Below are 26,214 nucleotides of genomic sequence, written 5' to 3' on the forward strand. Positions count from 1 at the left end.
CGCGCCTGTCCAGCGTTCTCCCCAGTGTGTCAAACCCGGGAGAACGGGGCGGCGGAACCCCGAGATCGTTTCATGGTGACGCCCAGCCACCTCAGCACTCCTTCTTACGGGTGATTATGAGGCATTTTCAGGTGATCCCGCTGACCGTATGCACTGTCGTATGCTCCGAAACGAAGTCGCCCGACCACGGTTCGACGTCGGAAGAGGTGCATCCGCGCATGAGCGAGGCCGAGGCGGAACGGAAAGCCGGGCTCCCGGGGCTGTCCGGCGGCCGGTTCGCGGTCACGCCCGAGCTGGCGTCCGCGACGTACGCGAAGCTCGGCGAACTGCAGGACGTCGTCGGCGAGATGGTCCGCGAGGCCGCGGTGCTCGGCCGGTCGGTGCCGCTCGGCGGCGGGTACGCGGGCGAGGTCGGCGCGTTCATGGCGAAGTACGGCCTCGGCCGCGACGGCTCGGCGGTCGACCGGCTCACCGCGTTCGGGAAGGAAATCGCCGGGCTGAAGACCCGCATCGGCGGCGCTCTCGAGAAATACCGCGACCAGGACGGCGAAGCCGCCGAGGGCGTGGACTGCACCGGTGGCTGACCGTCTCGCGGCGCGCGCCGCGCTCCTTTCCCTCGCCGGGCTGGCCGTGCTGCCGCTGGTCTCGTGCGGCCGGATGCCCGGCCTCTCGCACGCCGCCCCCGCGGACGGCGGCCCGCCGCCGACGTCCTCCGCTCCTTCGCTGGCCAAGCTCGACCCGTGCGCGCTGCTTTCGCCGCAGGACCGGTCGTCGGCCGGGCTCACCGGGCAGGGCAAGCCGAAGACGATCGGCGAGGCCCGGGCCTGCGACTGGACGGCGCCCTCGGTCTTCGGCGTCACCGTCACCCTCGACGAGACCAACGGGCTGGCCAACCTCGACCTCTCCGACGGCAAGCGCACCAAGAAGGACGTCGGCTCGCACCAGGCGGTGCAGGTGTCCGGCCGCCGCGGCACGTGCGCGGTGCTGCTCGACGTGGGCGGCGCGCAGAGCGTGCAGGTCGACGTCGCCAACGCGAACTTCGCCGACTCCGCGCTCGCCTGCTCGCGGGCGGGCGACGTGGCCGGCCTGGTCGAGCCGAAGCTGCCGTGAACCCCGTGCGAGGAGGAAAGTCGTGACCGACACCCCGGCCCCCGAGCCGACGGCCCGGTACGAAGCGTTCAGCCACGCGGCGCTCGCCGCGCAGGCGGTCGAGGGCAACGACCCGGCCGCGGCCGGCGAGGCGGGGGCGCGGTGGGCCGGGCTGGCGCGGCGGCTCGAGGAGTCGATCGGCGGGCTGGTCGCGCTGTCGGCGGGCAGCGAGGAAACCTGGCAGGGCGACGCCGGCGACGCGATGCGGAAGGTGCTCGGCACGGCCTCCGGCTGGCTGGCCGAAACGTCGGTGGTGTCGGCGAGGGTCGGGGAGGCCGTGCAGGGACAGGCCGAGATCGCCGCCCGGGCGCGCGCCGACATGCCCGCGCCGGTGGACTTCGACCCGGCGGCGATGATCCGGTCCGCCGCGGCGAGCGGGAGCCTGGTGCGGCTGGCCGGGCTGTCGTCCGAGATGGACGAGCGGCGCGCCGAAGCCGAGGCCGCCCGGCAGAAGGCGATCGACGTCCTGCGCACCCGGGACACGGCGTTGCGCGGCCTCCTGCCCGAAGGCGAATTCCCCGCGGTCCCGCCGCTCGGCGCGGGGCCGGCTTGATCAGCCTGTCGGCGTCCGCGTTCGACATCGTCTGGGCCGACCTCGGCCTGGCCGCCCCGCCCGCGCCGCTGGCGGTGCGCAGCGTGGGGGAGACCGACGCCGACCGGTCCGCGATCCGCGCGGAGGTCTACCGGAACCTCGGCGAGCGCGGCCTGTTCGACGGCCGTCTCGACGCCGCGCTGGAGAACAGCCTGCGCGTGCTGGCGTCCGCGGACCGGTACGTGGAGTGCGAGGCGCTCGCCGACATGACCGCCGACGAACCGTTCCGCGCGGTCGCCGCGCTCCGCGGCCGGAACGCGGTGCTGGCCGTGCAGCCGGCGCGGACCATCGGCGTGCGCGACATCGGAGAGAGCGAACTCGCGTCGGCGATCGTCGACGTGCTGCCCGAACTGTCGGCCGGTCCCGGCTACGGCGTCCGGCTGCCCGCGGCGGGGGAGCCGCCCGGCGGCGCGCAGGGGGAGGAGCTGCGGGCGATCCAGTCCCGGCCGGTGTACGCGGCGGGCCAGTTCACCGTCCACGTCCGCGACCGCGCGGGCAAACTGGCCCGCGCCGGCGGGCTGACGTGGTTCGACACGGACGCCGGGGCCTATTCGGCGGTGTGCTCGCCGGGGCGCGGCGGAGCGGAATGGGTGACGGTGTCCCCAGTGGACAGTGCCCGGCTGGCCGAGCGGGTGATGGAGCTGGTTCCCGGCTGACCCGGTCCGAAGTGGACGGCGCCGGCGCCGCAAGCGGACGGTTCCCCACTCGGCCCCACGGCGATTCCCCACCCGGCCCACCGCGCGCCGCGCCAGCTGTCCCCACCGGCCCCCACTGCGGTTCCCCACCCGGCCCCACCGCGGCTCCCCACCCGCCCCCACCGGGTGCCGCGCCAGCTGTCCCCACCCGGCCCCACCGCGGCTCCCCACCCCGCTCCACCCGCCTCCCCACCGGCCCCCACCGGTTCCCCCACCAGTCCCCACTCCTGGTCCCCGCGCTGCCGAAACGCGGACGTTTCAGGCCTTCCGAGGTTGCGGCAGACCCCGGTGCGGGGGATCTTCGCCACGGTCCCCCCACCGAGCCCCCACCTGGACCCACCTCCGTGACCTGCGCAAACGCGCCACCCGACGGAGTGGCACGGCCGCGCGACGCGTTGACTGTGGTGAAAAGTGGGGTACGGTGGTGCGCAGTGGGGCGGAAGGGAGCCCCCGAGCCGGAACCGGGCGGGGAGCCAACCGGATCCGGTAGGGAGGTGGAGGCCGGTGTTCCTCGGCACCCACACCCCGAAGCTGGACGACAAAGGGCGGCTCACGCTGCCCGCGAAGTTCCGCGAAGCCTTGGCCGGCGGGCTGATGGTCACCAAGGGGCAGGACCACTGCCTCTTCGTCTTCCCCCGTGCCGAGTTCGAGCAGATGGCCAGGAAGGTCGCCGAAGCCCCGTTCACGAACGAGGCGGTGCGGGCCTACCAGCGCTACCTGTTCGCCGGGACGGACGAGCAGCGTCCGGACGGGCAAGGGCGCGTCGCCATCGCGCCGGAGCTGCGCCGGTACGCGGGGCTCAACAAGGAGTGCGTGGTGATCGGCGCGATCACCCGGCTCGAGATCTGGGACGCCCAGGCGTGGCAGGGCTACCTGGACGAACACGAGGACAGCTACGCACAGGCTCGGGAGGAAGTACTGCCGGGCGTCTTCTAGGGGACGCCCCGGGCGCACCTGCGTCGTCGGGGGACGCGGGTACGCCGTTCGACGCGGATGCCGTGAGGCCTCTGTCCGCTCATTGACCCTGGCGCACCTTCCCCGGTGCCAGGTCAGCAAGCGGGCGGGCAGGGACCTGACGGCATCCGCCGCATCTTCCCCGGTTACGCACGCGGCAGAAAGGGGGAGGACATGGCGGACGCAGCCGAGCACGTTCCGGTGCTGCTGGACCGCATCGTCGAGCTGTTCGCCCCCGCGCTGGAAGGGCGCGACGCCGTCTTGGTCGACGCGACCGTCGGCCTCGGCGGCCACTCCGACGCGCTGCTGACCGCGTTCCCCCGGCTCCGGCTGATCGGCCTGGACCGCGATCCCGCCGCGCTCGAGCGCTCCGCGGAGCGGCTCGCGCGGCACGGCGACCGCGTCGACCTCGTGCACACGGTCTACGACGGGCTGCCCGAAGCGGTGGCCGGGCTGGGACTGTCCCGAGTGGACGGAATCCTGTTCGACCTCGGCGTCTCCTCGATGCAGCTCGACCGCGCCGAACGCGGGTTCGCCTACTCGCAGGACGCGCCGCTGGACATGCGGATGGACCCGACCACCGGGTTCACCGCGGCCGACGTGCTCAACACCTACGCGCCCGGCGAGCTGATCCGGATCCTGCGCGACTACGGCGAAGAGCGCTTCGCGCAGCGGATCGTCCGCGCCGTGGTGGCGGAGCGGGAGAAGGAACCGTTCACCCGCAGCGGCCGGCTGGTCGAACTGCTCTACTCCGCGGTGCCCGCGGCGAGCAGGCGCACCGGCGGGCATCCGGCGAAGCGCACCTTCCAGGCGCTGCGGATCGAGGTCAACGGCGAGCTGGAAGTGCTGCGCCGGGCGATGCCCGCGGCGCTGGGCGCGCTGGCGATGAACGGCCGGATCGTCGTCGAGTCGTACCAGTCCCTCGAGGACCGGCTGGTCAAGCAGGCGCTCGCGGAACGGGCGAAATCCCGGACGCCGGAAGGGCTTCCGGTCGAACTGCCCGGGCACGGGCCGGAACTGAAGCTCCTCACCCGGGGAGCGGAGAAAGCCGGCGAGAGCGAGATCGAGCACAACCCGCGGGCCGCCTCGGTGCGGCTGCGCGCAGCACAACGGATCGGAGAGCCGCGATGACCGCACCCACGAAGTCCCGCCGCTCGTCGTCGACCGCTGCGGAGCGGGCACCGCGGAACACCGTCGCCGAGACGGACGCTCCGGCACGGCGGCGCACGACGGCGGCCGAGCGGGCCTACGCCCGGCGGGCGCAGCGGGCCGACCTGCTGCGGCAGCGCGCGCCGAAGAAGCCGGTGGCGGAACCGGAAACCGTCGAGACGAAGACCGTGCGCGCGCGGTTCAAGCTGCGCTGGCCGCGGTCGCGCGCGTCGTTCGTGCTCGTGATGATGGGGCTGCTGGCGGTCGGGGTCGCCGCGACGCTGTGGTTCACCACGCAGGCGATCGCCGATTCCTACCGGCTCGAAAAACTGCGCACGGACAGCGCTTCGCTGATGGAGACGAAGGACCGGCTGGAGCGCGAGGTCGCGAAGGCCCAGTCGCCGGCGTCGCTCGCGCCCGCGGCCAAGCAGCTGGGCATGGTGCCCGGCGGCGACCCGGCGCGCATCGTCGTCGGCAAGGACGGCAAGACGACCGTCGTCGGCGAACCGAAGAAGGCCGAGCCGGACGAGCAGCAGGAACCGGTCGCGCCCCCGGCGCAGCAGCCGGTCGCTCCGCCGGAGGGCGGCATCGAAGGCGACGTGACGGCGGGGACCGCGGGAGGACAGTGATGGCGGCAGGCGGCAACAGCCGTTCCCGGGCGGCGGGCAGCGCGCGGCGGACTTACGCCGCGGGCACCCGCCGCGCGGTCGCGAAACGGGGCAACGGCGGGCAGCGCAGCCGGTTTTCCGCGGTGCGCATCATGCTCGTCGTGCTGATGGTGGTGGCGGGCGCGAAACTGGTGCAGGTGCAGTGGTTCGAGGCCCCCGCGCTGTCCGCGGCGGCCGAACGGCAGCGCACGCTCACCATCGACATCCCGGCGCAGCGCGGGTCCATTGTGGACCGCAACGGGGCGAAACTGGCGTTCAGCGTGGAAACCCGCACGCTGTCGGTGAACCTGCGGGCGCTGCACAAGACGATGGACGAGTACGCGAAGAAGTACCCGGACAAGGGCCGCACCTTCGAAACCGAGGTCGCCGGCGCGGCGAAGCTGATCGCGCAGAAGGTCCCGCACCTCACGACCGAGGCCGAACAGCTGGCGCTGCTGCACAAACAGCAGTCCTTCACCTACCTCGTCGACAACGTCGAGCCGTCGGTGGCCGACCAGATCGTCAAGAAGTACGCGTGGATCAGCGTGGAGAAGCGCGCCAAGCGCGAGTACCCGGGCGACACGCTCGCGTCGAACATCGTCGGCCTGTCGAACTGGCGGATGGACGACCCCGACGTGTCGAAGCACAACCTGCACGGCGTGGTCGGGCTGGAGAAGTCGCGCGACGCGGACCTGGCCGGCACGCCCGGCCGCGAGATCGTGAACACCCAGAACGGCAACGACAACCTGTACCTGCCGGGCACCGAACACGTGCTCACCGCCGCCGTCCCGGGCTCCGATCTCCAGCTGACCATAGATTCCGACCTGCAGTTCGAACTGCAGCGCCAGCTGAGCGACTACGTGGCGAAGGCGAACGCCAAGGGCGGCCAGGCGGTCATCATGGACGCGAAGACGGGCGAGGTGTACGCGCTGGCCGACTCCAGCACGTTCAACCCGAACGACCCGTCCACGCTCAAGCCCGACCTGCTCAACAACCGGCCGGTCACCACGCCGTACGAACCCGGTTCGGTGAACAAGGTGGTCACCGCGACCGCGGCGATCGACGAGAAGATCGCCACGCCGACCTCGACGCTGCAGGTGCCGGGCTCGATCAAGGTCGCCGACCGGACGGTGCACGACGCGTGGCAGCACGGCACGCAGACGTTCACCACCACCGGCGTGTTCGCGAAGTCCTCCAACGTCGGCACGCTGGAACTCGCGCAGCAGGTCGGCCCGGACCGGTACCTCGAGCTGCTGAAGAAGTTCGGCATCGGGCAGAAGACCGGCATCGGCCTCCCCGGCGAGAGCTCCGGGTACGTCCCGCCTCGCGAGGACTGGTCGGCGTCCACGTTCGGCAACCTGCCGATCGGGCAGGGCCTGTCGATGACCGTGGTGCAGATGGCCGGGATGTACCAGGCGATCGCCAACGACGGCCTGCGCGTCGAACCGCGGATCGTGAAGGCGAAGAAGAACCCGGACGGCACCGTGACGCCGGAGGCACCGCCGAAGACCGAGCGCGTGGTGAGCCCGGAAACCGCGAAAACGGTGCGGGACATGCTGCGCGCGGTGGTGCAGAACGCGAAGAGCCCGAACGCGGGCACCGCGCCCTCGGCCGGGCTGGAGGGCTACCAGGTCTCCGGCAAGACCGGCACCGGCCAGCAGATCGACCCGCGCACCAAGGCCTACAGCTCGAGCCTGGCGAACATCACCTTCGCCGGCATCCTGCCCGCCGACCACCCGCGCTTCGTGGTCGGCATCCGGCTCGACGCGCCGGACACCACGCTGCCCTCGGGCTTCGGGCACTCGGCGGGGCCGCTGTTCCACACCGTCGCGTCGTACCTGTCGCAGCGCTACCAGATCCCGCTGTCGGACGGCCCGGCCCCGGTCGTTCCCCTGGTCCTGCCCTGATTCTTTTCCGGCAGCAGCGCGGGCGTCCCGGACGACGCGTTCGGGGCGCCCGCAGTTGCGGCACAGGCGGCTGCTGAGCTGGAGCACCGGGTCGCGTTCCGGCCGACGCGGGGGACTCGTTTTCTTTGCGGGACACGAGGATCCGGGGGCTCCGGCTTCGTTGCCCGCCGGGCATGCCGCGTTCGCGTCCGGCCGTGCTCGAAGCGCCGAAGCGGCGAACCCCGCGCCGATCGTCCACACGGGCCGGTCCCGGGCCGGGGAAAGGGTTGCGCCGCAACGATCTTGCCCGCCTCGCCTACCACACCCGGGGCGGGGGCGCGCGTTCGCCGTACCGCGTTGGGTCACCCGGATCCGGCCTCGGTAACCTCTCCGGCGTGTCCGTGTCCTCGTCCCAGCCCCGAAGCGGGCCCGCTGCCGCGTCGCTGCCGGACAGCCCGGCCAAAGCGGCCGCCGCGCCGCCCCGGCCGGCCCGGATCGACCCGGTCCCGCTGGCCACTCTGCTCGCCCGTGCGGGAGCCCGGCTCATCGCCGACCGTCCCGAGGCCGCCGACCTCACCGTCACCGGCGCCACGCTGCGCGCGCAGCACGTGCTCCCCGGCGACCTGTTCGCCGGCCTCCCCGGCGCCCGCGCGCACGGAGCCGACTTCAGCGAGCAGGCCCTCGCCGCCGGAGCCGCGGCCGTCCTGACCGACCCGAGCGGAGCCGACCGGCCCGCGCTGCGCGACGCGCGGGTGCCCGTCCTCGTGCACCCGGACCCGCGCGCCGCGCTCGGCGAGATCGCCGCGTGGATCTACGGCGAGCCGTCGCTGCACCTGTCAGTCCTCGGCGTCACCGGCACCTCCGGCAAGACCACGACGTCCTACCTGGTCGACTCGGGCCTGCGCGCCGCCGGGCGCGCCACCGGCCTGATCGGCACGGTCGAGACCCGGATCGGCGGCGAGCGGCTCGCCAGCGGGTTCACCACGCCGGAGGCCCCGGACCTGCAGGCGCTGCTCGCGGTGATGCTGGAACGCGGCGTCACGCACGTGCCGATGGAGGTCTCCAGCCACGCGCTGGCGCTCGGCCGGGTCAACGGCACCCGGTTCGCGGTGGGCGCGTTCACCAACCTGTCGCAGGACCACCTCGACTTCCACAAGGACATGGAGGAGTACTTCGCCGCCAAGTCCCTGCTGTTCGACGGCCGGTCCACCACCGAGGTCGTCGTGGTCGACAGCGCGTGGGGACAGGCGCTGCTCACGCCGCAGACCGTGACCGTCTCGATCGAGGCCGGGACCGACGCGCTGTGGCGGGCCGCCGACATCGAGGCCACCCCGGCCGGCGAGCAGACCTTCACGCTGCTCGGCCCGGACGGGCTCAGCCGCGCGGCGAAGATCCCGCTGCCCGGCACGTTCAACGTCGCCAACGCCGTCCTCGCGGCGGCGATCCTGGACAGCGCGGGCATCGAAGCGGACGACATCGTCGCCGGGCTCGCCGCGGTGGAGGTGCCCGGCCGGATGGAGCGGGTGTACCTCGGCCAGGACTTCACCGCGGTGGTCGACTACGCGCACAAGCCCGCCGCGGTGGCCCAGGGCCTCGACGCCCTGCGCGCCCGCACCGAAGGCCGGATCATCACCGTGCTCGGCTGCGGCGGCGACCGCGACACCGCGAAGCGCCCGATGATGGGCGAGGCCGCGGCGCGCCGCAGCGATCTCCTGATCGTCACCGACGACAACCCGCGCTCGGAGGACCCGGCCGCGATCCGCGCCGCGATGCTGGCCGGGGCCCGCGCCGTCGGGCCCGCGGCGGGCGGCGAGGTGCTGGAGATCGGCGACCGGCGCGAGGCGATCGCGCACGCGGTGTCGGTCGCCGGGCCGGGCGACATCGTCCTCATCGCAGGCAAGGGCCACGAGACCGGCCAGGAGGCCCAGGGTGTGGTGCACCCGTTCTCCGACCGGGACGAGCTGGAGGCCGCCATCCGCAAGCGTCTCGAGGTGACCGCGTGATCGAGCTGAGCCTGGCCGAGATCGCCGACGTCGTCGGCGGCAGGCTGCACCGCACCGACGGATCCGCTGTCGTGACCGGCAGCGTCGAATTCGACACCCGCAAGCTGGGCCCGGGCGGGCTGTTCCTCGCCCTGCCCGGCGAACGCGTCGACGGGCACGACTTCGCCGCGAAGGCGGTCGAGGCCGGCGCGGTCGGCGTGCTGGCCGCGCGGGAGGTCGACGCCCCGGCGATCGTCGTGCCGCCGCTGCCGCCGGGACAGGCCAACTCCCGGTCGGTCGCGCTGGCCGGCGACACCGACGGCTCCGGCGCCGCCGTGCTGGCCGCGCTGGCCAAGCTGGCCCGGCACGTGGTGGACCGGCTGGCGGCGGGCGGGCTGACCGTCGTCGGCGTCACCGGTTCGTCCGGCAAGACCTCGACCAAGGACGTCATCGCGCAGCTGATCGAGCCGATGGGCCCGACGGTCGCGCCGCCCGGGTCGTTCAACAGCGAACTGGGCCACCCGTGGACCGCGTTGCGCGCCGACGCCTCGACCAAGTTCCTCGTGCTGGAGATGTCCGCGCGCGGGGTCGGGCACATCGCCGCGGCCGCCGAGACGACGCCGCCGCGGATCGGCGCGGTGCTCAACGTCGGCAGCGCGCACGTCGGCGAGTTCGGCTCGCGCGAGGGCATCGCGAAGGCGAAGGGCGAGCTGGTCGAGGCGCTGCCGGAAGACGGCCTCGCGGTGCTGAACCTGGACGATCCGCTGGTCGCGGCCATGGCGAGCCGCACCAAGGCCCGCGTCGTGGGCGTGGGGGAGTCGGCCGGGGCGCAGGTCCGGGCCGCCGACATCACCGTCGACGCCGAGGCCCGCCCGTCGTTCCGGCTGATCACGCCCGAGGGCGAAGCCCCGGTGACGCTGCCGCTGCACGGCGAGCACCACGTCGGCAACGCGCTGTCGGCCGCCGCCATCGCGCGCGAACTCGGCGCGACCACCGAGGAGATCGCGCGGCGGCTGTCGTCGCTGCAGCGGCGCTCGGAGCGCCGGATGGAGGTGACCACCCGCGCGGACGGCGTCACGATCCTCAACGACTCGTACAACGCCAACCCGGAATCGGTCCGGGCCGGGCTCAAGGCGCTGGCCTCGATGAGCCGGTCGGGCCGCCGCGCGTGGGCGGTGCTCGGCGTGATGGGCGAGCTGGGCGAGGACTCGGTCGCCGCGCACGATGCGATCGGCAGGCTCGTCGTCCGGCTCAACATCGAGAAGCTCGTCGTGGTCGGCCAGGACGCCGCCGCCATGCACCAGGGCGCGCTGCAGGAGGGTTCCTGGGGCGAGGAGTCGGTGCTGGTACCCGATGTCGAGGCCGCCGTCGGCGTGCTGCATGATCAGCTCCGTCCCGGGGACGTGGTGCTGGTCAAGGCGTCCAAGGCCGCCGGTCTCTGGCGGGTGGCCGAGGCGCTGCTGGCCGATCCCGGGACTTCCCCCTCCTCGAACTCCGAACGCTCGAACGGTGGTCACGCGTGATCAACATCATGATCGCGGCCGCGGCGGGTCTGCTGGTCTCGATCCTGCTCACGCCCTACCTCATCCGGGTCTTCTCGCGGCAGGGCTTCGGCCAGGAGATCCGCGAGGAAGGCCCGCAGGGGCACAAGTCGAAGCGCGGCACGCCGACCATGGGCGGCGTCGCGATCATCATCGCGATGGTGGCCGGCTACTTCGTCGCGCACCTGATCACCTGGATCGGCAATTCGCGCGCGGCCGCCCCCTCGGCGTCCGGCCTGCTCGTGCTGATGCTCGCGGTCGGGCTCGGCGTGGTCGGCTTCCTCGACGACTTCATCAAGATCCGCAAGCAGCGCAACCTCGGGCTGAACAAGACCGCGAAGCTGGTCGGGCAGCTCGTGGTGACCGTGCTGTTCGCGGTGCTGTCGCTGCAGTTCAAGGACGCCCAGGGGCTCACCCCGGCGTCGCAGAGCCTGTCCTACGTCCGCGACCTGGCGCTGATCACGTTCCCGTCGGTCGTGTTCGTGATCTTCTGCTACATCGTCATCTCCGGCTGGTCGAACGCGGTGAACTTCACCGACGGCCTCGACGGCCTGGCCGGCGGCGCGGCGGCGATGGTGCTCGCCACCTACGTGGTCATCTCGTTCTGGCAGGCGCGGCTCTCCTGCTCGACCCAGCCGCTGCCGGCCTGCTACGACGTGCGCGACCCGCTCGACCTCGCGGTCGTCGCGGCCGCGGCCACCGGGGCCTGCATCGGGTTCCTGTGGTGGAACGCCGCGCCGGCGAAGATCTTCATGGGCGACACCGGTTCGCTCGCCCTCGGCGGCCTCGTCGCCGGGCTGTCCATGACCACCCGCACCGAACTGCTCGCGATCGTCATCGGCGGCCTGTTCATGGTCGAGATGATCTCGGTGGTCACGCAGATCGCGGTCTTCCGCACGACGCGGCGGCGGCTGTTCCGGATGGCCCCGTTCCACCACCACTTCGAGCTGGCCGGGTGGGCGGAGACCACGGTGATCATCCGGTTCTGGCTGCTCTCGGCGATCTGCTGCATGTTCGGGCTCGGGCTGTTCTACAGCGAGCAGCTCAACTTCGGGAGCTAGGTGAAACCAGCGGCGCGCAGCGCCACCGTCGAGGGTGGCGGAGGGGAAGAAGGTCGGGTGGAGCTGGACGGCGAACACGTTCTGGTCGCGGGCGCGGGAGTCACCGGGAAGTCGGTGGTCCCGGTGCTGCGCGAGCTGGGCGCGCGGGTCACGGTGACCGACGGCGACGCCGACCGGCTCGCCGAGCTGGCGGACCTGGACGCCGAGCTGGTCCCGGGCCTGACCGCACCGCCCGCGGACACCGCGCTCGTGGTGACCAGCCCGGGCTGGCGGCCGACGTCGCCGCTGCTGGTCGCGGCGGCCGAGGCGGGCGTCGAGGTGATCGGCGACGTCGAGCTGGCCTGGCGGATCGGGCGGCTGCGCGAGCATCCGCCCGCGTGGCTGGTGATCACCGGCACGAACGGCAAGACGACCACGGTCGGGATGCTGGAGTCGATCCTGCGCGCGGCCGGCTCGGACGCGGTGGCCTGCGGCAACGTCGGCTACCCGGTGCTCGACGCGGTGCGCGGCGGGCATCAGGTGCTGGCCGTCGAGCTGTCGAGCTTCCAGCTGCACTGGTCGTCCACGATCGCGCCGGACGCGTCGGTGGTGCTGAACCTCGCCGAGGACCACCTCGACTGGCACGGCTCGATGGAGGAGTACGCCGCCGCGAAGGGCCGCGTGCACGAACGTTCGCGCACCGTCGTGCACAACGTCGACGACCCGTGGTCCACGCGGATCGCCGAGGACCACGCGCCCGAGGCCGCCCGGCGGATCGGGTTCGTGCTCGACACCCCGCGGCCCGGGGAGCTGGGCCTGGTCGAGGACCTGCTGGTGGACCGCGCTTTCGGGGCCGACCCGGAGACGAGCGCGGAGGAGCTGGCCGAGATCGCCGACGTCCGCCCGGCCGGACCGCACAACCTCGCGAACGCGCTCGCCGCGGCCGCGCTGGCCCGCGCGCACGGCGTGACGCCGGCGGCGGTCCGCGCGGGGCTGCGCGCGTACGAGCCCGCGCCGCACCGCGCGGTGGAGGTCGCCGAGATCGGCGGCGTCCGGTACGTCAACGACTCGAAGGCCACCAACCCGCACGCTGCGCTCGGCTCGCTGCTCGCGCACGAAAGCGTGGTCTGGATCGCCGGCGGGCAGCTCAAGGGCGCGTCGGTGGACGACCTGGTCGCGGCGGTCGCCGGACGGCTGCGCGCGGCCGTCCTGCTCGGCGCCGACGCCCCCGTGATCGAAGCCGCTCTCGCGCGACACGCGCCGGATGTCCCGTACAACCGCCTCCTTCCGGGTGACGATGAGCCCATGACTGCGGCGGTGAATGCGGCCAGCGCCCTGGCTCGTCCTGGTGACGTGGTGCTTCTCGCGCCCGCCGCCGCCTCGCTGGACATGTTCGGCGGCTACGGAGCGCGCGGCGACGCGTTCGAAGCCGCGGTGCGTGCGCTGGCCGGAGGCGCGGCGGGGGCGGCGGATGACGGTCGTTGACGGAGACAAGCCCCGGCCGCGGCGCGTCCGCAAGGAAAGCCCGTTCGTCGCGCTCCGCACCGCGCTGACCGCGTGGCTGTCCCGGCCGCTGGCGTCGTTCCACCTGGTCCTCGCGCTGACCGGCATCCTGACCGTGATCGGCGCGGTGATGGTGCTGTCCGCGTCGTCGGTGGCCTCCTACAACCCGAAGACCGGCAGCGGCGTGTACTCGCTGTTCTTCCGGCACCTGATGTTCGTCGCGATCGGCGGGATCGTGTTCTGGATCGGCCTGCGGGTCCGGCTCGAACGCGTGCGCCGGATGTCGGCGACCATGACCGTCGCCTGCCTGGGCCTGCTGCTGCTCGTGCTGACGCCGCTCGGGTCGACGGTGAACGGCTCGCAGGGCTGGTTCAAGCTCGGCGTGTTCACCTTCCAGCCGGTCGAGGCGGCGAAGGTGGCGCTGGCCTTCTGGGGCGCGCACATCCTGGTGATCAAGTACAACGTGCTGCACCAGTGGCGGCATCTGCTGGTCCCGGTGGTGCCGGTGGCGCTGCTGATGTTCGCGCTCGTGATGCTGCAGCCCGACCTCGGCGGCACGATCACCCTCGCGGTGGTGCTGCTCGGCCTGCTGTGGTTCGCCGGCGCGCCGAAACGGCTCTTCGGAGTGATCCTGGCCGGCGGCCTGAGCGGCGTGCTGGTGCTGGCGATCATCGCGCCCTACCGGCTCGCCCGGGTGATGTCGTTCCTGTCGCCGGACGCGGACACCTCGGCCGAGGGGTTCCAGGCCAACCAGGCCAAGCTGGCGCTCGCCGACGGCGGCCTGTTCGGCAAGGGGCTCGGGCAGGGCGCGTCGAACTGGGGCTACCTGCCGAACGTGCAGAACGACTTCATCTTCGCGCTGATCGGCGAGGAACTGGGCTTCGTGGGCTGCGCGGTCGTGCTGGCGCTGTTCGCCGGCGTGGCCGTGGTCGGCCTGCGCATCGCCACCCGCAACATCGACCCGTGGATCCGGATCGTCGCGGGCACGCTGACGGTGTTCCTCGTCGCGCAGGCGGCGATCAACATCGGCTACGTGGTCGGGCTGCTGCCGGTCACCGGCGTCACGCTGCCGCTGATCTCCTACGGCGGCACGTCGCTCGTGATCACCATGCTCATCATGGGCGTGCTGGCCAACGCCGCGCGGCACGAACCCGAGGCGGTGGCCGCGCTGCGCTCGCACGGGCCGGGTAAATTCGGACGCCTGCTGCGGCTGCCCGCGCCCGATCCGTACCGCCCGCCGTCCTCCCGCAAGGGAACGCGCGGCGCGGGGAACGGGACGAAGGCGGCCCGGCCGGCGCCGCGTGCGGCAAGGCCCGCACCGGCACAGGAACGCCGCCGGTCGGCGCGGCGGAGTACAGCGAACCGCGGTGCCCGGAGCACCGCGAACCGGAGAGGTCATCGGTGAGCAAGCCCGTCAAGGGAACGCAGCGGCCGGCAGCGGGCCGGGCGCCGGTCGTCGTGGTCGCCGGCGGGGGCACCGCCGGGCACATCGAGCCCGCGCTCGCGCTGGCGGACGCCGTGAAGCGGCTGCGCCCGGACGCCGAGGTGGTCGCCCTCGGCACGGAACGCGGACTGGAGAACAAGCTCGTGCCCGCGCGCGGGTACCCGCTGGAGCTGATCCCGCCGGTCCCGATGCCGCGCAAGCCGACGCCGGAGCTGCTCCGGCTGCCGCTGAAGGTGCGCGATTCGGTCCGCCGCACCCGCGAGGTGCTCGACCGGGTGCGCGCGGACGTGGTGGTCGGCTTCGGCGGCTACGTCGCGCTGCCGGCGTACCTCGCCGCGCGCGGCCGCGTGCCGATCGTGGTGCACGAGGCGAACAAATCGGCCGGGCTGGCCAACAAGGTCGGCGCCCGGTTCGCGTCCCGCGTCGCGGTCGCGGTGCCGGGCACGCCGCTGCCGAAGGCCGAGGTGGTCGGCATTCCGCTGCGCCGCTCGATCACGTCGCTGGACCGGGCCGCGCTGCGCGCCGAGGCCCGCGAATTCTTCGGGCTGGACCCGGACGCGCCGACGCTGCTGGTGTTCGGCGGTTCGCAGGGCGCGGCGTCGATCAACTCCGCGGTGTCCGGCGCGGCCAAGGACTTCGCCGAGGCGGGCGTCGGCGTGCTGCACGCGCACGGGCCGAAGAATTCCCTTGCGGTGCAAGAGTTTCCCGGCCGCCCGCCGTACGTGCCGGTGCCGTACCTGGAGCGGATGGACCTGGCCTACGCCGCGGCGGACGCGGTGGTGTGCCGGTCCGGCGCGATGACCGCGGCCGAGGTGTCCGCGGTCGGGCTGCCCGCGGTGTTCGTGCCGCTGCCGCACGGCAACGGCGAGCAGGCGGTCAACGCCCAGCCCGCGGTCGACGCCGGCGCGGCGCTGATGGTCGCCGACGCCGACCTCACCGCGGCGAAGGTCGCCGACCTGGTGATCCCGCTGGTGACCGACGCCGGCCGGGTCGCGCGGATGAGCGCGGCCGCCGTCGGGCTCGGCCACCGGGAAGCCGACGAGACCCTCGCCCGCATCGTTTTGGAGGCCGCCGGTGCCTGATTCGCCCGAACTGCCCGAGCAGCTGCGCCGGGCGCACCTGATCGGGATCGGCGGGGCCGGGATGTCCGGCATCGCGCGGATCCTGCTCGCCCGCGGCGCGGCCGTGTCCGGGTCGGACGCCAAGGAGTCGCGCGCGCTGCTGTCGCTGCGCGCGCAGGGCGCGACGCTGTTCGTCGGCCAGACCGCGGACAACCTCGCCGAGCTGGCCGAACCGCCGTCGGCCGTCGTGGTGTCCACCGCGATCAAGGAGACCAACCCGGAACTCGCCGCGGCCCGCGAACGCGGCATCCCGGTGCTGCACCGCGCGCAGGCGCTGGCCGGGCTGATGGCCGGGCACCGCGTCGCGTGCATCGCCGGAACGCACGGCAAGACGTCGACGACGTCGATGCTCACCGTGGCGCTGCAGAACTGCCGGATGGACCCGTCGTTCGCGATCGGCGGCGACCTCAACGAATCCGGGGCCAACGCGCACCACGGCGAGGGCGGCGTGTTCGTCGCGGAGGCCGACGAGAGCGACGGTTCCTTCCTCACCTACACGCCGTCGGTGGCGGTGGTGACGAACGTCGAGCCCGATCACCTCGACCACCACGGCACCGCCGAGGCGTACGTGAAGGTGTTCAGCGACTTCGTCGGCCAGATCGAGCCGGGCGGGCTGCTGATCGTGTGCGCGGACGACGAGGGCGCGGCGCGGCTGGGCGACGAGGCCGCCGCGGCGGGCGTGCGGGTGCGGCGTTACGGCCGGGTCGCTTCCGGCGAAGGCGACGTGCGGGTGCTGGACTACACGCCCGCGCCGGACGGCGGCGTCGTGCGGATCGCGCTGGACGGCGAAGAGCACGATCTGCGCGTCGCGGTGCCGGGGGAGCACATGGCGCTCAACGCGGTCGCCGCGCTGCTCGCCGGGCTCGAACTCGGCGCGCCGCTGGACGGCATGGCCGCCGGGCTCGCCGCGTTCGGCGGGGTGCGCCGGCGGTTCGAGTTCAAGGGCCGCGCGGGCGACGTCCGGGTCTACGACGACTACGCGCACCACCCGACCGAGGTCGCCGCGCAGCTGCGCGCGGTGCGCACGGCCGCGGGCAGCGGACGGGTCGTCGTGGTGTTCCAGCCGCACCTGTACTCGCGCACGCAGACCTTCGCCGCCGAGTTCGCCGAGGCGTTGTCGCTGGCGGACGAGGTCGTGGTGCTCGACGTGTTCGGCGCGCGCGAGGAGCCGGTGCCGGGCGTGACCGGGGCGCTGATCGCCGACCGCGTCACCGTGCCGGTGCACTACCAGCCCGCCTTCGACGTGGCGGCGGGCCTGGTCGCGGACCTCGTCCGGCCGGGCGACCTCGCGGTCACCATGGGCGCGGGCGACGTGACGCAGCTGGGCCCGGAGATCCTGGCCGAGCTGGACCGGAGGGCCGGCCGAGCATGACCGGGACCCGGCAGCGCCGCCGCTCGCCCGCGCCTCGTGCGGGCGAGGAACAGCGTGCTGCCCTGGCCCGGGAACGCCGCGGCAGGCGGAGCGAGGAGGAGCGCCGGCGCACCCGCGCCCGCACCGCCGCGCGTTCGGGCCGCTCGGCGCGCGCCGCCGCCCGGAAGTCCCGGCCGAACCGCGCCAAGGAGATCCGCCGCCGCTGGGTGGCGCTGCTGACCGTGGTCACCCTGGCGGCGCTGGGGTATCTGCTGTTCTTCAGCTCGCTGCTCGCGGTGAAGACGATCGAGGTGCAGGGCGCGAAAACCGTGTCGGCGGACCAGATCCGCGCGACCGCCGCGGTGCCGCCCGGGCAGCCGATGCTGCGCGCGGACGTCGACGGGATCCGCGACCGGGTGGCCCAGATGCCGGGCATCGCGACGGTCGAGGTGTCCCGGTCGTGGCCGACGACGCTGGAGATCGCGGTGACCGAGCGGACCGCGATCGCGTTCTTCGACAGCGGTCCCGGCGGCGACGGGGTGCATCTGGTCGACGGCGGCGGGGTCGTGTTCAAGACGGTGAAGACCCGGCCGGCCGGGCTGCCCGAGCTGAAGCTGCCGAAGGTGTCGGCGGACGATCCGGTCACCCGCGCGGTGACGGCGGTGCTCAGGGTGCTGCCGGAGCAGCTGGCGAAGCAGACCACGACGGTCACCGCGCAGACCCCGGCGAGCGTCGAGTTCACGCTCTCCACCGGCAAGACCGTGCGGTGGGGGAACGCGGAGAACACCGACCGCAAGGCGAAGGTGCTGGCCGCGCTGCTGACGCAGCAGGGGAAGATCTACGACGTTTCCGCGCCGGAGCTGCCGACCATCACCTCGTGAGCGGCGATCCCGGTTAGAACCGGGATCGCCGCTCACGACGTCGCGGTGGCACGCCTTTCCCGTATGCCGTACGCTGACCTCGTTCGTACGCCATACGAGAAGGTGGGGGCATGACGGTTCTGGTGACGGGTGCGACCGGCAACGTCGGACGGCTGGTGGTCGACGAGCTGGTGGCTCGCGGGGTTCCGGTGCGGGCGCTGACGGTGGATCCGGAACGGGCGGCGCTGCCGGACGGGATCGAGGTGGTGGTCGGGTCGCTGGCCAAGCCCTCGACGCTGCCGGCCGCGCTGGACGGGGTCGAGGCGGTGTATCTGGCTCCGTACGCGCGGACTGTTTCGCGGTTTTGCGAGCTGGCCGGGGAGGCGGGGATCCGGCGGGTGGTCGCGTTGTCCGGGGCGAGCATCGGAGACGAGCACCCGGCGTCCAGCGGGCACGAGTACGCGGCGGTGGAGGCCGCGGTGGAAGCGGCCGGGTTCGCTCGGACGTTCGTGCGCCCGGGGGCTTTCATGAACAATTCGCTGGGGTGGGCGCCGTCGATCCGCGAGCGCGGGGAGGTCCGGTCCGCTTATCCGGGGGCTACGCAGACGCCGATCGATCTGGGGGATATCGCCGCGGTGGCCGCGCACGTGCTGAGCACTGACGGGCATGTCGGGCGGACTTACGAGCTGAGCGGGCCCGAGGGGATTTCGTTCGCGGAGATGGTCGCGGCTATCGGGGAGGCTTTGGGGAAGCCGGTTTCGTTTGTGGAGTTGACTCCGGAGGAACAGGTCGCGGAATGGGTCGCGGCCGGGTATCCGGAGGAGATTGCTTCGTGGCTGCTGGGGATGTATGCGTATACGACTCGGAATCCGCAGGAGCCTACTGGGGTGGTGGAGGAATTGCTGGGGCGGCCTGGGGTTTCTTATGCGGAGTGGGCCAAGGCCAATGTGGCTGCGTTTTCGTGAGGCCGGGCGGCTCGTCGCCTGGCGGCGACATTGCGCCCAGTGGTGAGGCTGGGCACCCCGATTTTTTAGTGTGACTACGGCGCAGGGCTGCTTGTCAAGGCGGGAAAGATGCCTTGACAAGCAGCCCTGCGCCGTGTTTTTGGCTGTGTATCGGGGGCGGGGGAGGGGTGGGTGCCTTGATGGTTGGGTGCGTTGGCTGCGGTGGGGTGGGTGTTTCGCGGCTGGGGTGGTGGGGTGGGTGGTCGTCGGGGTGCGGAGGGGGCCCTGAGGGAAGCTGAATTGTGAGGGGGTCCCTCACAGGCTTTGTTGCGGTGGAGTCGTTGCGGGCTGAGAAACCCGCCGTGGCATGGGGAGCGTCACGGCGGGCTGGGTGTGAGGGGAACCCTGAGGGAATCTCATTCCGTGCGGGTTCCCCTCACGGAACGCTCAGGCCAGTGCGGCATCCAGGGTGATGGTCGTGCCGGAAAGGGCCTTCGAAACCGGGCAGGTCTTTTCCGCGGTGTTGGCCAGTTCGGCGAATTGCTCGGCGGTGACGCCGTCCAGTTTCGCGCGCAGGGTGACTGCGATTCCGCTGATTTCGAAGCCTCCTCCTTCGGCCGGGCCCAGCGTCACCTCGGTGGAGACGTCGATGTAGTCGGCTTCCAGATTCTGCGATTCCAGCACTCCGGAGAGGTTCATCGCCAGGCAGCTCGAGTGGGCGGCGGCGATGAGTTCCTCGGGGCTCGTCCGGCCGTCCGGATTGCCCGCGCGGGTCGGGAAGGACACCTCGTAGGCGCCCAGGTTCGACGAGTCGAGGGTGACCTCGCCCTTGCCTTTCTGCAGTCCGCCGGTCCAGTGGGTGGTCGCGTCGCGGCTGGGCATCGGGTTCTCCTTCGAAGCGGTCGGGAACTGCTTGCCCCTATGAAGGTAGCGCGCAATTACATTGCGTGCAAGGTAAATCCTGAAAACCGGTGGCCCGGTGCGGCACACTGCTTGGCGTGACCGATGCTCCTGAACGTCCCGAGCCGCCGATGGCGGGGGACGAGCGCACCCAGCTCACCGGCTTCCTCGACTTCCTTCGCGCCAGCGTCGTCTGGAAATGCTCCGGGCTCAGCGACGAGCAAGCCCGCCGCACGCACGTGCCCAGCGAGTTGACCACGATCGCCGGGATCTTGTGCCATCTCACCCTCGTGGAGAACTACTGGTTCCGCGTCGTGCTCGACGGGCAGCCGGACGAGTGGGCGGACCGGCTCGAAATCGATCGCGACGCGGAGTTCCGGCTCGCCTTGGAGCTGCCGATGACGCAGTTGATCGCCGACTACGAGGCCGAAGCCGAGAAGTGCCGGGCGGTCGTCGCGGCGAGGGGGTTCGAGGACACAGTGCTGTTCAAGGGGGACAAACCGCTCACGGTGCGCTGGGTCGTCACGCACATGATCGAGGAGACCGCGCGCCATCTCGGGCATCTTGACCTGCTGCGCGAGCTGACCGACGGTCTCACCGGCGAGTGAGCCTCGATCGCGCGCAGCTGATCGACGACCTCGAACTGCTGCGCGCGACCGTGGCGTGGAAATGCTCCGGGCTGACCGACGAGCAGGCCCATCGGCCCGGCGAGCTGATGACCGCCGCTGGGATTCTGTGGCACCTCTCGCTGGTGGAGAACACCCTGCACGACGTCCTGGTCGCCGGGCAGCCGCAGCGGTGGGCCGAGCGGCTGGAAGCGGGGCGGGACGCGGCGTTCGAGGTCGGTCTCGACCTGCCGATCGAGGAAGTGCGCGGCGCTTACCGGGACAACGTCGAGCTGTGCCGGGAAGCTCTCGCGGAGCGGTCCTTGGACGATCCGGTGGGGTTCGCGGGCGACCGGCTGGTGACGGTCGCGGCGGTGGTCGAGTACCTGGTGCAGGAGACCTCGCGGCATCTCGCACTGTTGCGGGAACTCATCGGGGAGTGAGCTTTTTCGGCGGCAGCGGGAAGAAACCGCTGGTGCGGGCGACGTAGTCGGCGTAGCCGGGGCGGGATCGCCGCAGGCTTTTCTCCAGCATGGGCTTGCCGGTGCCGCGCGCGAGGGTGAAGGTCATCGCGACCGGAGACAGGATCGTCGCCGCGCCGGGCCACGTCGAGCAGGCCAGCAGGTACAGGCCCCACCAGACGCAGGCGTCGCCGAAGTAGTTCGGATGCCGGCTGTAGCGCCAGAGGCCGGTGTCGAGGACCTGGCCTTGGTTCGCCGGGTTCGCGCGGAAGCGGCGGAGCTGCTCGTCGCCGACGGTTTCGAAGGCGAACCCGACCAGCCAGACCGCCACGCCCAGCCAGCCGGCAACGCCGAAACCCGTGCCGGACATGGCGAATTGCACCGGCAGCGAGACGAACCACAGGACCACGCCCTGCAGCAGGTAGGTCCGCACGAAGATCCGGCCGCCCGGATTCGGGCCGGCGCGTTCGGCGATCTGCTGGTAGCGCGGGTCTTCCGGCTTGCCGCGGTTGCGCAGGTGCAGGTGGACGGCCAGGCGCACGCCCCAGACGACGGTGAGTGCGGCGACGGTCAGGCGCAGGGCGAGCGGGCCGGTGCCGAACGGGAACGAGACGACGGCGACAAGGGCGAAACCCAAGCCCCAGAAGGTGTCGACGGTGTCGTAGCGACGGCGCAGGCGGGCGATGCCGAACGTCAGGGTCACCGCGGCCAGGGTGGCTCCGGCGGTGAGGCCGAGCAGCGCGATCATGCCCACTCCCTCGTCCACGGCATCGCGGAGCGGCCGTTCGCGTCCGGCCGCACGGCGAGGATCTGGTCGACGCCCATGCGGTTCTCCTCGAAGGCGAGTGCGCCGCCGGCGAGGTAAAGCCGCCAGACCCGGGCGCCTGCCTCGCCGATCAGCGCGACGGCCTCGTCCCAGTGCCGCTCCAGAGTTTCCGCCCAGGCTCGCACGGTCGGGACGTAGTGCTCGCGCAACGCGTGCACGTCGCGGATTTCGAAGCCCGCGGCTTCGAGGTGGCCGAGGGTGCGGCTCAGCGGGCGCATGGTCATGTCGGGGGCGATGTAGCGCTCGATGAACGCGCCGCCGCCCGGTGCGACCGCTCCACGCGACATCTGTTGCAGCAGCAGTCGGCCGGTCGGTTTGAGCATGCGGAACAACGTGCTGGCGTAGGTCGGGTAGTTCTCTTCGCCGACGTGTTCGCCCATCTCGACGGACGCTACGGCGTCGAAGGATTCTCCGGCGAGTTCCCGGTAGTCCTGCTGCCGGACCTCGACGCGGTCGTCCAGATCGTGCTGCGCGAGCCGGGCTTTGCCGTGCCGCACCTGCTCGGCGGAGATCGTGACGCCGACGGCCTCGACGCCGTGGTGCTTCGCCGCGTGCACGAGCAGGGAGCCCCAGCCGCAGCCGACGTCGAGGAGGCGCTTCCCGGGGCGGAGGCCGAGTTTGCGGCAGATCAGTTCGAGTTTGTCGTGCTGGGCGCGGGCGAGATCGGCGGTTCCGGACCAATAGCCCGAGCTGTAGGCCATCGAATCGTCCATCAGCAGCTGGTAGAAGGCGTTCGAAAGGTCGTAGTGGTGCGAGATCGCGGAGCGGTCGCGGCCGAGGGTGTGCGGTTTTCCGCGCAAGCGGGCTTCTTCGGCGGGCGGTTTCGGCGGGAGGCCGAACACCCCGAGCCGGGCGGCCAGCCGGAGTGCCTCGCCGAAGTCCCGCGCGGACAGTCGCGGCCGGTAAGCCCAGGCCCGGCGGAAGCCCTCGGTGAGATCGCCTTCGACGTCCAGGTCGCCGGAGACGTAAGCCCGGGCCAGGCCCAGCTCGCCGGGGGAGTACAGGAGCCAGCGGAGCGCGCGGCGGTTTTTCAGCACGACAGTCGGCCCGGCGGGTCCGGCCCGGCGCCCGTCCCAGGTGCGGACGGCGACCGGCAGCGGGCCGCCGAGGACGCGTTCGGCGAAGCCGGCGATGCGGTGGGCTGCGGAGTTCGGCATGCGAGGGATTCGGAGCCGGCGGCCGCGCGGATTGGCGCCCATCCGTTCCGGTTCCGGCTCCGAATCCCCTCCGTGCACCACACCACGGGACAACGCATCGCTGTCATCGGCAGCGGGGTCGCCGGCCTCACCGCCGCGTACCTGCTGCAGCGCCGCTACGAGGTTCTGCTGTTCGAGGCCGACGACCGGCTCGGCGGCCACGCCCACACCCACGACGTGCCGAGCGCGCACGGCGGGACGGTCGCCGTCGATTCCGGGTTCCTCGTCCACAACGAGCGCACCTACCCGACGCTGCTGCGGCTGTTCGGCGAACTCGGCGTCCGCACCCGCGACACCGAGATGTCGATGAGCATCCGCTGCGACGGCTGCGGCCTGCAGTACGCCGGGGCGAAGGGCCTGCCCGGGCTGTTCGCGCAACGGAGCAACGCCGCGTCCGCGCGCTATCTGCTCATGCTGGCCGAGGTGAAGCGGTTCCACCGGCACGCCGGGCGGCTGCTCGAGCGCCCGGAGGCGGGTGACGTTCCGCTCGGCGCGTTCCTGGCGATCGGCGGGTATTCACGGTATTTCGCGGACCATTTCGTGCTGCCGCTCGTGTCCACGGTGTGGTCCGCCGACCGCACCGACACGATGCGGTATCCGGCGCGGTATCTGTTCGAATTCCTGCGCAATCACGGAATGCTCACGGTGCGGAATTCGCCGGCCTGGCGGACTGTCGTCGGCGGTTCGCGGGAGTATGTCGAGCGGGCGGCCAAGCAGCTGACCGCGGTGCATCTGTCCACCCCGGTTCGCGCGGTGCGGCGGACCGCGCGCGGGGTCGAGGTGCGCGACGATGCCGACACCGCGCATCGGGTCGACCGGGTCGTGGTCGCGACGCATGCGGACCAAGCTCTGCGGCTGTTGCCGAATCCCACTGCGGCGGAACAGGAACTGCTCGGAGCTTTCCGCTATTCGCGCAATGAAGCCTGGCTGCACACCGATCCCGCGGTGCTGCCGACCGTCCCTGCCGCCCGGTCCTCCTGGAATTACCGCACGCCCGGCTGCGGGGCGGATCTGCGCGCTGTGCAAGTCACTTACGACCTGAATCGCTTGATGGGCCTCGACGAAGCGACGACGTATGCCGTCACCCTCAACCCCAGTGTTGGTCTCGATTCGAATGCGGTGGTCGCGAAAATGTCCTACGAACATCCGATTTACACGCCGGAATCCGTGGCCGCGCAAAGACGGCTGCCGGAATTGAACGACGGCATCGTCGCGTACGCCGGTGCTTACCAAGGCTGGGGATTCCACGAGGACGGCTGTACCTCCGGCGTCCGCGCCGCGGCCAGTTTCGGGGTGAGCTGGTGACCGCTCTCTACGACGCCACCGTCGCGCACGTCCGCCGGGCCGATCCGCCGTACTCCTTCGCGCACCGGATGTACCTGTGGCGGACCGATCTCGACGACCTGCCGCGGCTGCCGTGGTGGCTCCGGCCGTTCGCGCGCTTCGACGGCCGCGACCACTTCAGCCGCGACGAACCCGGCGACATCCGGTCCAAACTGGACGCTTGGCTCGCGCGCCGCGGAGTGGACCTGCGCGGCGGGCCGGTGACGATGCTCGCGTCGGCGCGCGTTCTGGGGTACGTGTTCAACCCGATCACTGTCTACTGGTGCCACACGCCGGACGGCGAACTCGCCTGCGTGGTCGCCGAGGTGCACAACACCTACGGCGGCAGGCACGCCTACCTGCTCCGGCCGGATGAAGACGTCCGGGCGGACAAGGAGTTCTACGTGTCGCCGTTCCAGGAGGCGGCGGGGGAGTACCGGATGCACCTGCCGCGCCCGGACGCGCTGCTGGCGCTGAGCGTCGTCCTGCGGCACGACGGCGACGCCGCGCTGACCGCTACGCTGCGAGGAGTCCGCCGACCGGCCGGGATCCGCACGCTCGCGCGCTTCCTGCTCGGCCGGCCGCTGCAGCCGCAGCGCGTCTCCGCGCTGATCCGCCGCCACGGGCTCGCGCTCTGGCGGCGCAAGGCCCCGCTCGCCGCCCGGACCGGACAGAACACGGCAGGAGCCCTCCATGGATGAGAGCGCACGCCCGGCGGACCGGCTCTCCGCGGCGCCCGCGACCAGCGCCGAGGACCTGATGGCGCTGGTCGCGAAGGGCGACGAACGCGCCTTCGAACGGCTCTACGATCAGCTTGCCGGTCCCGTTTACGGGCTCGTCCGCCGCATCGTGCGGGACCCCGCGCAGTCCGAGGAGGTGGCGCAGGAGGTGCTCGTGGAGCTGTGGAAGACCGCCACGCGCTACTCGCCGGGGAAGGGCAGCGTCCTGAACTGGGCGATGACGCTGGCGCACCGCCGCGCGGTCGACCGGGTGCGGTCCGCGCGGGCGAGCACCGAACGTGAGCGGAAAGCGACCTTCGAGGCCGCGCGCGGGCGGCCGTTCGACGAGGTCGCCGAATCCGTCGCGACCCGGCTGGAACGCTCGCAGGTGCGGCGCTGCCTGAAGACGCTCACCGAACTCCAGCGGGAATCCGTCCTCCTGGCCTACTACCAGGGCTACACCTACCGCGAGGTCGCCGACGTGCTGGACACGCCGCAGGGGACGGTCAAGACCAGACTGCGCGACGGGCTGATCCGGTTGCGCGACTGCCTGGGGGTGACGGCGTGAACAGTCCGGACATGCACACCTTGGCCGGCGCGTACGCGCTCGACGCGCTCTCGGAGGTCGAGCGGGCCCAGTTCCGCCGCCACCTCGACCAGTGCGAGGCCTGCGCGCAGGAAGTGCGGGAGCTGAGCGAGACCGCGGCCCGGCTCGGCGCGGCGATGGACGAACAGCCGCCGTCCGAGCTCAAGGACCGGGTGCTGGCGGACATGCGCACGACCCGCCAGCTGCCGCCGCGGACCGGTTCCGCCGAACCGCGCCCGCGCGGCCCGCGCCGCTGGCCGATGCTGCTCGCCGCCGCGGCCGCCGTCGTCGGCCTCGCCCTCGCTGGCGTGTTCGGCGGGATCGCGCTGCACACCAGCAGCCAGCTGAACAGCGCACAGTCCGAATTGGACGCCGCGCGCGCCCGCTACCTGCCGGTGGCCGAACTGCTCACCGCGCCGGACGCGCGGACCGAACACGTCGCGTCGCCGCGCGGGGGCGGGGGCACAGTGGTGGTTTCGCGCAAGCTGGACCGCGTGATGTTCATGCAGTCCGGACTGCCGCCGGTCCGGGCCGGGCAGGTGTACGAGGCGTGGCTGATGGGCCCGGACCTCGCCCCGCGCCCGGCGGGCCTGCTGCCGGGCGGGCCGTCGGGCTCGCTGGTGGTGGCGGACGGGCTGGCCGGTGCGCAGCAGTTCGCGATCAGCGTGGAGCAGGCGGGCGGGTCGCCGTCGGGGAAGCCGTCGGGCGACGTGGTGCTGGTGACTTCCGTGCCTGCCTAG

The 26,214-nt window shown here is 72.2% G+C and carries 26 protein-coding genes; 23 read left to right on the top strand and 3 right to left on the bottom strand.

Translation table 11 applies throughout. The annotated features are described in order from the left end of the window. Nucleotides 1-218: 218 nt before the first annotated feature. From F9C11_RS22920 to F9C11_RS23000, 17 genes are all read left to right on the top strand, one after another. On the top strand, nucleotides 219-584 hold the full coding sequence (locus F9C11_RS22920; protein ID WP_409179407.1) for a hypothetical protein: 366 nt from the start codon (nucleotides 219-221) through the stop codon (nucleotides 582-584). Beyond that, on the top strand, nucleotides 577-1,110 hold the full coding sequence (locus F9C11_RS22925; protein WP_409179408.1) for a DUF3558 domain-containing protein: 534 nt from the start codon (nucleotides 577-579) through the stop codon (nucleotides 1,108-1,110). The genes F9C11_RS22920 and F9C11_RS22925 overlap by 8 nt, the downstream gene beginning before the upstream one ends. Nucleotides 1,111-1,132: 22 nt before the next feature. Next, nucleotides 1,133-1,702 carry a PE-PGRS family protein gene (locus F9C11_RS22930; protein WP_409179409.1) on the top strand — a complete coding sequence of 190 codons (570 nt, stop codon included), beginning with the start codon at nucleotides 1,133-1,135 and terminating at the stop codon, nucleotides 1,700-1,702. Continuing rightward, complete coding sequence (locus F9C11_RS22935; protein WP_409179410.1) at nucleotides 1,699-2,397, top strand: ESX secretion-associated protein EspG; 699 nt, start codon at nucleotides 1,699-1,701, stop codon at nucleotides 2,395-2,397. The genes F9C11_RS22930 and F9C11_RS22935 overlap by 4 nt, the downstream gene beginning before the upstream one ends. A gap of 543 nt (nucleotides 2,398-2,940) precedes the next feature. After that, nucleotides 2,941-3,372, top strand: a complete 432-nt coding sequence (gene mraZ, locus F9C11_RS22940) for a division/cell wall cluster transcriptional repressor MraZ (protein WP_009080393.1) — start codon at nucleotides 2,941-2,943, stop codon at nucleotides 3,370-3,372. Between the two features lie 192 nt (nucleotides 3,373-3,564). Further along, on the top strand, nucleotides 3,565-4,521 hold the full coding sequence (gene rsmH / locus F9C11_RS22945; protein WP_409179411.1) for a 16S rRNA (cytosine(1402)-N(4))-methyltransferase RsmH: 957 nt from the start codon (nucleotides 3,565-3,567) through the stop codon (nucleotides 4,519-4,521). Beyond that, nucleotides 4,518-5,168 carry a hypothetical protein gene (locus F9C11_RS22950; protein ID WP_409179412.1) on the top strand — a complete coding sequence of 217 codons (651 nt, stop codon included), beginning with the start codon at nucleotides 4,518-4,520 and terminating at the stop codon, nucleotides 5,166-5,168. The genes rsmH and F9C11_RS22950 overlap by 4 nt, the downstream gene beginning before the upstream one ends. Next, nucleotides 5,168-7,093: a peptidoglycan D,D-transpeptidase FtsI family protein gene (locus tag F9C11_RS22955; protein WP_409179413.1), complete on the top strand. Its 1,926-nt coding sequence runs from the start codon at nucleotides 5,168-5,170 to the stop codon at nucleotides 7,091-7,093. Before F9C11_RS22950 ends, F9C11_RS22955 begins: the two co-directional genes overlap by 1 nt. Nucleotides 7,094-7,515: 422 nt before the next feature. Beyond that, on the top strand, nucleotides 7,516-9,075 hold the full coding sequence (locus F9C11_RS22960) for a UDP-N-acetylmuramoyl-L-alanyl-D-glutamate--2,6-diaminopimelate ligase (RefSeq protein ID WP_409186955.1): 1,560 nt from the start codon (nucleotides 7,516-7,518) through the stop codon (nucleotides 9,073-9,075). Further along, complete coding sequence (murF, locus tag F9C11_RS22965; RefSeq protein ID WP_409179414.1) at nucleotides 9,072-10,577, top strand: UDP-N-acetylmuramoyl-tripeptide--D-alanyl-D-alanine ligase; 1,506 nt, start codon at nucleotides 9,072-9,074, stop codon at nucleotides 10,575-10,577. Before F9C11_RS22960 ends, murF begins: the two co-directional genes overlap by 4 nt. Beyond that, nucleotides 10,574-11,656, top strand: coding sequence for a phospho-N-acetylmuramoyl-pentapeptide-transferase (mraY, locus tag F9C11_RS22970; RefSeq protein ID WP_409179415.1), 1,083 nt, complete (start codon nucleotides 10,574-10,576; stop codon nucleotides 11,654-11,656). Before murF ends, mraY begins: the two co-directional genes overlap by 4 nt. A gap of 57 nt (nucleotides 11,657-11,713) precedes the next feature. Then, a complete protein-coding gene (murD, locus tag F9C11_RS22975; RefSeq protein ID WP_409179416.1) occupies nucleotides 11,714-13,120 on the top strand; it encodes a UDP-N-acetylmuramoyl-L-alanine--D-glutamate ligase in 1,407 nt (468 codons plus the stop codon). Continuing rightward, entirely contained in the window at nucleotides 13,107-14,543 is a 1,437-nt protein-coding gene (ftsW, locus tag F9C11_RS22980) for a putative lipid II flippase FtsW (RefSeq protein WP_409179417.1), read from the top strand. The genes murD and ftsW overlap by 14 nt, the downstream gene beginning before the upstream one ends. Next, the gene (gene murG / locus F9C11_RS22985; RefSeq protein WP_409179418.1) at nucleotides 14,540-15,664 is read left to right on the top strand and encodes an undecaprenyldiphospho-muramoylpentapeptide beta-N-acetylglucosaminyltransferase; all 1,125 of its coding nucleotides are present in this window, start codon (nucleotides 14,540-14,542) and stop codon (nucleotides 15,662-15,664) included. Before ftsW ends, murG begins: the two co-directional genes overlap by 4 nt. Further along, complete coding sequence (gene murC / locus F9C11_RS22990; protein WP_409179419.1) at nucleotides 15,657-17,075, top strand: UDP-N-acetylmuramate--L-alanine ligase; 1,419 nt, start codon at nucleotides 15,657-15,659, stop codon at nucleotides 17,073-17,075. The genes murG and murC overlap by 8 nt, the downstream gene beginning before the upstream one ends. Beyond that, a complete protein-coding gene (locus F9C11_RS22995) occupies nucleotides 17,072-17,935 on the top strand; it encodes a cell division protein FtsQ/DivIB (protein WP_409179420.1) in 864 nt (287 codons plus the stop codon). Before murC ends, F9C11_RS22995 begins: the two co-directional genes overlap by 4 nt. Before the next feature lie 110 nt (nucleotides 17,936-18,045). Further along, nucleotides 18,046-18,879: an NAD(P)H-binding protein gene (locus tag F9C11_RS23000; RefSeq protein ID WP_409179421.1), complete on the top strand. Its 834-nt coding sequence runs from the start codon at nucleotides 18,046-18,048 to the stop codon at nucleotides 18,877-18,879. 426 nt (nucleotides 18,880-19,305) lie between these two features. Here F9C11_RS23000 and F9C11_RS23005 read toward each other — a convergent pair whose 3' ends face one another. Next, entirely contained in the window at nucleotides 19,306-19,740 is a 435-nt protein-coding gene (locus F9C11_RS23005; RefSeq protein ID WP_409179422.1) for an OsmC family peroxiredoxin, read from the bottom strand. 116 nt (nucleotides 19,741-19,856) lie between these two features. Here F9C11_RS23005 and F9C11_RS23010 point away from each other — a divergent pair, with 116 nt between their 5' ends. Together F9C11_RS23010 and F9C11_RS23015 are read left to right on the top strand one after the other, a co-directional pair. Then, complete coding sequence (locus F9C11_RS23010; RefSeq protein WP_409179423.1) at nucleotides 19,857-20,366, top strand: DinB family protein; 510 nt, start codon at nucleotides 19,857-19,859, stop codon at nucleotides 20,364-20,366. Continuing rightward, nucleotides 20,363-20,806 (top strand): DUF664 domain-containing protein, encoded by a 444-nt coding sequence (locus F9C11_RS23015; protein WP_409179424.1) that lies wholly within the window; start codon nucleotides 20,363-20,365, stop codon nucleotides 20,804-20,806. The genes F9C11_RS23010 and F9C11_RS23015 overlap by 4 nt, the downstream gene beginning before the upstream one ends. On the opposite strand, the gene F9C11_RS23020 is transcribed toward F9C11_RS23015, so the two are convergent. Continuing rightward, nucleotides 20,793-21,572 carry a DUF1295 domain-containing protein gene (locus tag F9C11_RS23020; RefSeq protein ID WP_409179425.1) on the bottom strand — a complete coding sequence of 260 codons (780 nt, stop codon included), beginning with the start codon at nucleotides 21,570-21,572 and terminating at the stop codon, nucleotides 20,793-20,795. The two genes, F9C11_RS23015 and F9C11_RS23020, sit on opposite strands and share 14 nt — an antisense overlap. Continuing rightward, complete coding sequence (locus tag F9C11_RS23025) at nucleotides 21,569-22,807, bottom strand: class I SAM-dependent methyltransferase (RefSeq protein ID WP_409179426.1); 1,239 nt, start codon at nucleotides 22,805-22,807, stop codon at nucleotides 21,569-21,571. The genes F9C11_RS23020 and F9C11_RS23025 overlap by 4 nt, the downstream gene beginning before the upstream one ends. A gap of 72 nt (nucleotides 22,808-22,879) precedes the next feature. Between F9C11_RS23025 and F9C11_RS23030 the strand changes: the two genes are divergently transcribed. From F9C11_RS23030 to F9C11_RS23045, 4 genes are read left to right on the top strand one after another with little or no spacing between them, the layout of a single operon-like run. Further along, complete coding sequence (locus F9C11_RS23030) at nucleotides 22,880-24,151, top strand: NAD(P)/FAD-dependent oxidoreductase (protein WP_409179427.1); 1,272 nt, start codon at nucleotides 22,880-22,882, stop codon at nucleotides 24,149-24,151. Further along, nucleotides 24,145-24,870 (top strand): DUF1365 domain-containing protein, encoded by a 726-nt coding sequence (locus F9C11_RS23035; protein WP_409186956.1) that lies wholly within the window; start codon nucleotides 24,145-24,147, stop codon nucleotides 24,868-24,870. The genes F9C11_RS23030 and F9C11_RS23035 overlap by 7 nt, the downstream gene beginning before the upstream one ends. After that, nucleotides 24,863-25,456 carry an ECF RNA polymerase sigma factor SigK gene (gene sigK, locus F9C11_RS23040; RefSeq protein ID WP_409179428.1) on the top strand — a complete coding sequence of 198 codons (594 nt, stop codon included), beginning with the start codon at nucleotides 24,863-24,865 and terminating at the stop codon, nucleotides 25,454-25,456. The genes F9C11_RS23035 and sigK overlap by 8 nt, the downstream gene beginning before the upstream one ends. Further along, complete coding sequence (locus F9C11_RS23045; RefSeq protein WP_409179429.1) at nucleotides 25,453-26,214, top strand: anti-sigma factor domain-containing protein; 762 nt, start codon at nucleotides 25,453-25,455, stop codon at nucleotides 26,212-26,214. The genes sigK and F9C11_RS23045 overlap by 4 nt, the downstream gene beginning before the upstream one ends.

It is taken from the genome of Amycolatopsis sp. VS8301801F10 (assembly GCF_046195355.1).
Taxonomy (GTDB): Bacteria; Actinomycetota; Actinomycetes; order Mycobacteriales; family Pseudonocardiaceae; genus Amycolatopsis.